General features: G+C 36.2%; 2 protein-coding genes. One reads left to right on the forward strand and one right to left on the reverse strand.

All coding sequences use genetic code 11. From position 1 onward, the window contains the following. Window positions 1–473: LysR family transcriptional regulator (locus MT390_RS19660; RefSeq protein ID WP_499442900.1), on the reverse strand; the 473-nt coding region annotated here is incomplete at its 3' end. Between the two features lie 140 nt (window positions 474–613). On the opposite strand from MT390_RS19660, the gene MT390_RS19665 reads away from it, so the two are divergent. Continuing rightward, window positions 614–1,219, forward strand: a complete 606-nt coding sequence (locus MT390_RS19665) for a short chain dehydrogenase (protein ID WP_166371663.1) — start codon at window positions 614–616, stop codon at window positions 1,217–1,219. Window positions 1,220–1,308: the final 89 nt, after the last annotated feature.

Raw genomic sequence — 1,308 nt, forward strand, 5'->3', positions numbered from 1 at the left:
GGAATATAATCCGGAAAGGCAATCGCTAAGTTAACGTTGCCACTTTCCATCAATTCATTGAGCTTATCAATTTCAAAATCTCTAACTATCAATTTTAAATTAGGCGCTTGTATCCTTATTATTGAAATCAACGCAGGCAATACTATTTGCTGTGCATAATCGGTTGCAGCAATAACAAATGACCCTTCTACAGTATTAGGGTCAAAGTGGGTAGGTGATAATAAAGCATTAAAATCATTAAGGAGTTTATCAACACTAACCGATAGCGTTTGTGCAAAGGGGGTAGCAATAAATCCACTGGTTTTTCGAAGAAACAACCTATCTTCAAAAACATCACGTAATTTTTTTAAGTGCTCGCTCACGGCTTGCTGTGTAAGCCCCAATTGAGCTGCTGCTTTCGATGCGCTTTGCTCACGAATTATCGCTTGAAACACACGTAGCTGCTTAATATCCAATCTATCTAATTTACTCAAATTTATCTCTCTCTTGTTATGTTATTTATAACATAACACTTAACCATTAATACCTGTAACACTAACAAAAAAGGTTTGTTTTTAATTGTTTAATTTTTTGTTTAATATCATCCCATCAAAATAAATCAACGGAGAAGAAAATGAAAACAGTAATTTTAATTGGTGCACTAGGTAAAATGGGTCAAGCCGCGTTAACTGGTTTAGGCAATCATAATGTGATTACAGCAGGTCGCTCTGGCGATGTTGACCACATTGTAGATATAACGAATGAACAATCAATTAGAGCGCTTTATGAAAAAGTAGGTGCTTTTGACGCGGTTGTGAATACTGTTGGCTTTTGTGAATATGCTAATTTCACAGAGATGACTGAGGCACAATGGATGACCACCGTGATGAGTAAAATGATGGGCCAAATTAACTTAGTACGTATTGGCCAAGAATACATCTCAGATGCAGGCTCATTTACTTTAATTAGTGGTATTTTAAATAAAAAACCTATCCCTTACGCTATTGCAGATGCTACAACGAGTGGTGCAATCGATACCTTCGTTAAAATTGTTTCTTTAGAAATGCCAAGAAATATACGTATCAATGTAGTCAATCCAACTGTGTTAGTTGAAGCATGGGATGTCTACGGAGAAATGATGCCTGGCTTTGAACCCGTACCAGGGAAGTTAGTTGGTAAAGCGTTTGAGCGATCAGTTGATGGTTTCATTAATGGTGAAGTCATTGTTGTTGATGCTTAAATAAGTTAAAAGCGATCCATTTGGGTCGCTTTTTATTATAAATCATCACGTTATCCTCAGCTTTTTATGTTATCGAGGATTGGTATATT

Source organism: Vibrio sp. 2-Bac 85 (genome assembly GCF_037546705.1).
In the GTDB taxonomy this organism is placed as follows: Bacteria; Pseudomonadota; Gammaproteobacteria; order Enterobacterales; family Psychromonadaceae; genus Psychromonas.

Excerpts from the sequence above, each read along its gene's own strand:
- MT390_RS19665 (WP_166371663.1), top strand. The coding sequence starts at position 614 with ATGAAAACAGTAATTTTAATTGGTGCACTAGGTAAAATGGGTCAAGCC.